The sequence below is a fragment of the Bauldia sp. genome, assembly GCF_020442045.1.
In the GTDB taxonomy this organism is placed as follows: Bacteria; Pseudomonadota; Alphaproteobacteria; order Rhizobiales; family Kaistiaceae; genus Bauldia.
On sequence record NZ_JAGRLA010000189.1, the window covers coordinates 1 to 7,237 of the forward strand.

The 7,237-nt window shown below is 67.0% G+C and carries 5 protein-coding genes and 1 pseudogene; 1 reads left to right on the forward strand and 5 read right to left on the reverse strand.

Annotated features, from left to right (window positions below):
* Window positions 1–416: 416 nt before the first annotated feature.
* The 4 genes and pseudogenes from KDJ86_RS20195 to KDJ86_RS20210 all read right to left on the reverse strand — a co-directional run bounded on the left by KDJ86_RS20195 (window position 417) and on the right by KDJ86_RS20210 (window position 5,359).
* The gene (locus tag KDJ86_RS20195; RefSeq protein WP_291750141.1) at window positions 417–2,054 is read right to left on the reverse strand and encodes an FAD-dependent oxidoreductase; all 1,638 of its coding nucleotides are present in this window, start codon (window positions 2,052–2,054) and stop codon (window positions 417–419) included.
* A gap of 435 nt (window positions 2,055–2,489) precedes the next feature.
* Window positions 2,490–3,313, reverse strand: a pseudogene (locus KDJ86_RS20200) (alpha/beta fold hydrolase).
* A gap of 97 nt (window positions 3,314–3,410) precedes the next feature.
* Complete coding sequence (locus KDJ86_RS20205; RefSeq protein WP_291750143.1) at window positions 3,411–4,316, reverse strand: alpha/beta fold hydrolase; 906 nt, start codon at window positions 4,314–4,316, stop codon at window positions 3,411–3,413.
* 161 nt (window positions 4,317–4,477) lie between these two features.
* A complete protein-coding gene (locus KDJ86_RS20210; protein ID WP_291750146.1) occupies window positions 4,478–5,359 on the reverse strand; it encodes an alpha/beta hydrolase in 882 nt (293 codons plus the stop codon).
* Between the two features lie 186 nt (window positions 5,360–5,545).
* On the opposite strand from KDJ86_RS20210, the gene KDJ86_RS20215 reads away from it, so the two are divergent.
* A complete protein-coding gene (locus KDJ86_RS20215) occupies window positions 5,546–6,544 on the forward strand; it encodes a GlxA family transcriptional regulator (protein ID WP_291750149.1) in 999 nt (332 codons plus the stop codon).
* 369 nt (window positions 6,545–6,913) lie between these two features.
* Here KDJ86_RS20215 and KDJ86_RS20220 read toward each other — a convergent pair.
* On the reverse strand, window positions 6,914–7,237 hold a 324-nt coding region (locus tag KDJ86_RS20220), incomplete at its 5' end, for an ester cyclase (RefSeq protein WP_291750151.1).

Genomic DNA, 7,237 nt, shown 5'->3' on the forward strand with positions numbered 1-7,237 from the left:
ACCGCACCCCGGCGGCCACTCCTGATGGACATTCTCCATATTCAGCCAATCCGCCAGGTCGGCAATATGGTCCGATGGCAGGACCGGCGCGTCTGGCGACGACGCTGACGCGCTTTCGGCTCGCTCCCCCCGCACTCATACGAGCCACTCCCTCCGCGGGCGGGCCCCGACTGACTGGCCCGTACATGATCACGCCGAGGAGGGGCACAAGTCATGACCGCAGGGGCGACGCCCCAAAGCAGGGTTGCCACGGTGCGACGCCCCGAAACCGGTCGTTCGAACGGGACCGGCGAACCCTGGGATAGCGCGGCCCGCAGATATATCGAACCGATCGATCCGGTCGCTTTCTGCGGCAGCAATTCAGAATTGCGTGGGCCTCGATCCGGCTGCGATCGTGTGGCGCGACGCCCCCGACCTCATGGTCTGGCGTCGGCCTCGCCGCGTTTCGAGAGATAGTTCCACACTTCGGAGATCACGACCGATCCCTCGCCCACGGCCGAGGCGACACGCTTGACGGATCCCGCGCGGACGTCGCCCACGGCGAAGATACCAGGGTGGGAGGTCTCGAAATTCGCGCTTTGCCCCACTGCGGCTCCAGTCAGGATGTAGCCGGCGTTGTCAAGCGCGACGAGTCCGGACAGCCAGTCGCAATCCGGCTGGGCGCCGGCCATCACGAAAACGGCGGAGGCGGGGATCCGCCTCCGGCCGGCGGCCGCGTCCTCTAGCTCGACCTGCTCGATCCGCTCGTTGCCGTGCAGCGCCACGACCGACGAGCCGAAGTGAACGGTTATGCGCGGGTCCACGGACAGCCGGCTCGACAGGTATTCCGACATCGACGTGGCCAGCGTCTGCCCGCGCACCACGACCTCGACGTGGTGCGCGGTCCGCGACAGGAACATCGCGGCCTGCCCGGCCGAATTCCCGCCGCCCACGACGATGGCACCGATGTTGCGGCACCGCCGTGCCTCGAGTTCGGTCGCCGCGTAATAGACGCCGCGGCCGAGGAAATCGTCGAGCCGCGGGACCGGCAGACGCCTGTTCCGGACGCCGGTGGCGACCACCAGGGCGCGGGCACAGATTTCGGTCGTGCAGTCCAGCGTCACACAGAATAGGCGGTCCCCGCGCCTCTCGAGCCGCCGCACCCGGCGCGGCAACGCAAAGCGCGTGCCGAACTTCATCGCCTGCACCTCGCCGCGCCAGACGAGGTCGGCACCGGTTATCCCGGTCGGAAAGCCCATGTAGTTCTCGATCCGGCTCGAGGCCCCGGCCTGACCACCGACCGCCAGATCCTCGATGACGAGCGCGCGCAGGCCTTCCGCACCCGCATAGACGCCCGCCGCCACGCCGGCCGGGCCGCCGCCGACAATGACCAAGTCGAAGATCTCGTCCGGATCGGCCCGAAGATCCAGCCCCAGCCGTTGTGCCAGCTTGCGCGGCGTCGGCGCCTCGATGACATGGTTCTGACCGAAGACGACCGCCGGGATGCCGCTTTCGATCCCGCATTCCGCGGCGATTGCCGCCGCCTGCGGGCAGATCAGGTCGAAGGATCGCACCGGAATGCGATTGCGGCGGGCGAATTCCTCGACCCGGCTCACGCCATCATCCCGGTCCGCGCCGATCAGCGTCAGTCCGGTCACGCCCTCGTCGATCATGAGCCGTCGGCGGGCCGTGTAGACCGATATGACGATGTCGGAGAGCTCGGGTATCTCGGCCATGAGCCGCAGCATGGCATCGCGCTCGACCGAGATCGCACGCGTGTCCGACGTGGCGCGCATCGGCACCCCGTTGACGCCGCCGCAAAGGAAAGCGATCTCGCCGGTGAATTGCGTCGGTCCGATGGTGCCGGCCAGCAATCGGCCGCTGGAATAGGGGTGAACGATCTCGATTTCGCCCTCGAGGACGTAGAAGAACCGGTCCATCGGGTCCCCGATGGCCGCGACGATCTCGCCCCCGGCGAAGGCGACCTCCCGGCCTGCGATCCGAAGCGCTTCGACATGGGCGGGGTGGAGCGGGGTCCGCTGCATCTGGCGCAGGTCGAGGCCGATCGATTCCATGGCTACTCCTGCGCCCGCATGTCAGAGGAATTCGTCATCTTCGAAGCAATAGGGCCAGTGCCCGCGCGGTTCCATCGATCCGACGATCGGCTGGCCTGTTCCCCCCCGGTGGCCGCGCGCATGGCGGTTGCGCGAGCTGTCGCCCATCCGACATGACCGCAGATCCGGCAGATCCTGGGGGGGACCCAGCGCGGCCCCATCGCCACGCCTTCGGCGCAGACCGCCCCTTGCTTGTCGCTGTCCGGCGGATCTCGAAGACTGTCAGGTCGGTGTGCTTGCAGGCAATGTCGGGAGTGGTCCCTGGTGCCGCCCCCAGGGTGCGCCGAAGGCGCTCGCCCTGTCCCGGTCGAATTGCCGCGCGAGGCCATGCGGCGGGATCTGGGCACGCCGCACGGCAGTTGCGTTCCGCGCCGGTGCCGGCGGCGGGAGCCGGGCTCAGCCCGCGATGAACGCGAGAAGGTCCGCGTTGACGAGGCCGGGATGCGTCGTGCAACGGCCATGCGCAGCCCCTCGTAGACCTTGAGCGTCCCCATCGGCAGCAATTTGGCCGAAAGCGGTGCGGAATCGGCGAAGGGCACGATCTGGTCGTCATCGCCATGCATGACGAGGACGGGGATATCGATCTTCTTCAGATCCTCGGTAAAGTCGGTTTCGGAGAATGCCTTGATGCAGTCGTAATGCGCCTTGGTGCCGCCCATCATCCCCTGGCGCCACCAGTTCTGTATCACCCCTTGCGAGGCTTCGGCGCCGGGCCGGTTGTAGCCGTAGAAGGGGCCGGTCGGAACATCGACGAAGAACTGCGCCCGGTTGGCGGCGAGCGCGGCACGGAATCCGTCGAAGACCTCGATCGGCAGCCCGCCCGGGTTGCTTTCGGTCCTGACCATGATCGGGGGTACCGCGCCGATCAGCACCGCCTTCGCGGCACGGTCGGTGCCGTGCCGCCCCAGATAGCGGGCCACTTCGCCGCCGCCGGTCGAATGGCCGATGTGGACCGCCTCGCGGAGGTCGAGCGCTTCGGCGAGGGCGGCGACGTCGTCGGCATAGGTGTCCATCTCGTTCCCATGCGCGGTCTGGGTCGAACGGCCGTGGCCGCGGCGATCATGAGCGATCACCCGGTAGCCCTTGTGGAGAAAAAACAGCATCTGGCTGTCCCAGTCGTCGGCACTGAGCGGCCAACCGTGGTGGAACACGATCGGTTGTCCGGACCCCCAGTCCTTGTAGAAGATCTCGGTGCCGTCGGCGGTGGTCATGAAAGCCATGGTGTTGTCTCCGTCGCTGAGAAATGAGGATGCGGTCACCTGCCTGCCCCATCGCCCGGCCCGGCATCCGGGCGACCGCCGCCACGGCCGGTCCGCGTCATGTTGGACTGTCCTCGTCTTCGAGAAACCGCACGACCTCGTCGCCGAAGTGCTCGGGGTACTGGAACAGGAAGCCGTGTCCTGAATCGGGATAGAGGACCAGCCGCGCGTTCGGCACGACCTGCGCGAGCGCGTAGGACTGGTAGGTCGGGATCATGATGTCCTCGATCCCGTTCGCGATGAGGACTGGCTGACGGATGGCGCCGGATCGCTTCAGAAGCGAGGTCTCCGGGGTGCCGACATTGCTGCTCGCGGCAAGCATCGCCTTCCAGGCGGGTTCGTTCACCAGCGCGGCGAAGGCGTCCGGGCGTTCGCGCAGCCGGGCGAGATAGGCCCGCCCGGCGGCCTGGCTTGCCGGCGTGTCCCGGAAGAACAGGACCAGAAAGTCCTCGTCGCTGTTCACGGGTTTCGTTGCGACACTGATCGCCTCGGGATTGACGTTCCAGCCGTCCACATGGCCGGCGCCGCTGCCGACGATAAGCAGGCGCCGCACGAGGTTCGGCTCTGCGAGCGTCAGTTCCTGCGCAACGAGGCCGCCAAAGGAGAAACCGAGAACGTCGACCAGATCGTAGCCGAGACCATGGATGAACGTGGCGACATTCTTCGCCCAGCCCCGGAGGGTCGCCGGTGCGGCACCGCCCGATCGCGCGACGCCAAGGTTGTCGAAGACGACGACCTCGCGGTGAGCCGCGACCCGGTCGAGGAACGCCGGATCCCAGTCGTCCATCGTGCCGCGGAACCGGTTGAGTAGCACCAGCGGACGCCCGACCGCGGGGCCGAGACGGCGATAGGCAATAGTGCCGCCCGGCGTTTCGAGCGAAAGCGTCATGGTCCGGGCGGCGCCCGTCGTGCCGGCGGGGTCTGCAGTGGGATCCGATCCGTTGCGGGGCGAGGGAGACGGCATTGGAAACTCCTCGGGCGTGGCGTGAGTCGGACTCGTCGTTGACCTGCCCGGTCCGGATTGGCGATGGCGCTGCCGTGCCCGCTCCGCGCGCTGCACGGATGAGCCATGGCCGGAGCCTTCCCGTCGTGCCGGGTTCCCGATTGCCGGGTCCCGGACGATGGTCAGGTCGTCGGGGCCGTTTCGGGTTGGATGGCGCCGCCGGACTCCGGCTGCGTTTCCGGAACCATCCGCGCCTCGATCCAGGTGGCGACGTCGGAAAGAACGTCCTCCTTGCCGATGTCGTTCAGCAGATCGTGGTAGTGGCCCTCATAGAGCTTGAGGGTCTTGTCGATCGAGCCGGCGTGGGCATGGAAATACTCGCTGCCATGGCAGACCGTCGCCTTGTCCGCCGTACCGTGAAGGATCAGGACCGGCAGCGTGATGTCGCCGAAGGCGTCGTGCAGCCGTTCGTCGGCACGCACCAGCGCGGCGACCGTCGCGGCAGGTTGGGTTTCGCCCTTGGTCAGCGGATCCGCCTCGAGTGCCGCGAGCGCCGCAGGATCGCGTGTGAAATCCTTCATGTGGAGAGTCAGGACACCCAGATGCGGCGCAAGCCGGCTGAGCCCCTTGATCGCCGACAACAAGAAGCCGGGCGCGGGGACCTGGAAGGCGAAGCTCTCGCAGATCAGCCCTTCGATCTCGTCCTGATAGTCGAGCGCATAGGTGCAGGCTGTGACGCCACCGGCGCTGTGGCCGAGAAGAAACACCGGCAATCCCGGATGCCGTTCCCGAGCGATATGGATCAGGCCGCGCAGGTCGGCGACATAATCGGCGATGTCCTCGACGTAGAAGCGCTCGCCATCGGACTTGCCCCGCCCGCGGAGGTCGAGGGCATAGACCGCTAGGCCGCGTTCGGCGAATTGCGTGGCAGTCCATGCGTGTTGGCCACCGTGCGAGTTCACGCCGTGGCAGATCACGAGAACGGCACGCGCAGGGCCATCGGGCAGCCACGAGCGCATGTGGATCCGGACGCCGCCGGCGCTGGTGAAGTCTTCCTCCTGCATACCTGCAATCCTCTCTGCCAGGCTAGCGTCGGCCCCTCGAACGGCGCGCCAGAGTTCCGCGGAAATATCGGGGTCCGTCGGCCCGATGGCGCCAGTTCCCACATTCTCCACGTCGGTCATGCTGGCTGACGGAGCCGATTTCTGCTATTGCCCAAGGTGTCATTGTATTGACCGAAAGTGCCAACGATGGCGGCCTCCCCATCTCCCGAAGCGATCGGCATCCTTCTCTACCCGGGCGCGCAACTGGCGGTTATCCACGGGCTGACCGATCTCTTCACGGTTGGGATTCGCGCGTCCTCGGAGATTGCGGGGAACGACCGGGCGCGGCTCGAGGTCTCGCACTGGAGCGTCCGCGCAAGCGGGAACCCCGCATTCGCCTGTGTCCATACCAGCCATCCTGGCTCCGGCCGCAAGCCGGGCATTCTGATCGTTCCACCGACGATGGTGGGACTTCCGGAATCAGGGATGTGCGCCAGAATCGCCGGGTGGTTGCATCAGGAACACCGGCGCGGCGCCCGGCTGGTTTCGATTTGTTCCGGCGTCGTGTTTCTGGCGCAGGCCGGCCTCGTCGACGGTCGGACAGTCTCGACGCATCGTGGCTTTGCGAAATTCCTTGCCGAGACCTTTCCCGATGTCGTGGTCGACCCCGGCGAACGGATCATCGAGTATCCCGATATCATCACCGCGGGCGGGTTCATGTCCTGGGTCGACGTGGGTCTCCTGCTCGTGCAGGATCTTCTGGGCGATCATGCCCGCGAGAAGACGGAGCGCTTCCTGCAATCCGGCAGCGCAGCGTCAGAGAACCCGATGGCGCCACGTTTCATGCCACCCCAGACGCATGGCGACGCGGCCATTCGGAGAGCCCAACAATGCGTCCATCTCTCGGACGGACAGGGCGTATCGCTCTCGTCGATGGCCGCCGCCGCTCGACTGGAACGACGGACGTTCCTTCGGCGCTTCGCCAATGCGACCGGGACGACTCCGGCTGCGTATTACCGGGCGGTACGGATGGCGCGGGCGCGGGAGCTTCTGGAGGCTGGCAACATGGCACAGAAGGAGATCGCGGAAAGGCTCGGATACATTGACGTCAGTTCCTTCGCCCGCGCATTTCGCCGTGATCAGGGCATCGCTCCCGGAATCTACCGGAAGCAGTTCGGCGGTGCATTTTTCGCCCGGGCGGAATGAGATCTTGCAGCCTCGGCTGATCGGCTCTGCGTCGCTCCGGGGGAGCGGCACGACGGGGCCCGCATCGCAGGCCATCCCGAAGGCGGGATCAATGCCCGTCGGCTTGGATCTGACGAATTCCTGGCCTTCCGCCGGGAACGACGGCATTGCGCCCGATCCGCGGAACGGCCGCGCCCTCCGCAGAATCGCAACGTGAATGTCCGCTCCTGTCGTAGGCGCCCGGTGATGTCGCACCCGCGGCAAATGCCCGAGATCCGCCCGCAGCGTGGATGAGCCCGCTTTTGGGATCGGCCCCCAAGTGCTGCCAGTACTAGGACACGGTCCCGCCGCCGCCCCTTGGCGGCGCCGCGATCCGCCGGGCGCTGCGCGCTACATCAGTCCCAGCGCCTGGTAGAAGCCGAGCGCGTCGTAATAGTCGCTCTGCGCGGTGATGGCGCCATCCTTCACCCGGAAGACCGACGCGCCGGTCAGGGTGAACGGCTTGCCGGTCGCCGGCGTGCCGTCGCCCCAGGGGCCGGTGTTCGTGCCGGAGAATTCCCATTCGAACGCGACGCTGCCGTCCTGGGCCACGGGTGCGCCCTTCATCTTCCAGGAGGCGTCCGGCACCGCGGTGAGGAAGTTGTCGATGACCCCGGTCTTGGCGGCGTCGCGGCCTTCGATCGGCGTGCCGACCGAGGCGTCGTAGTAGACCAC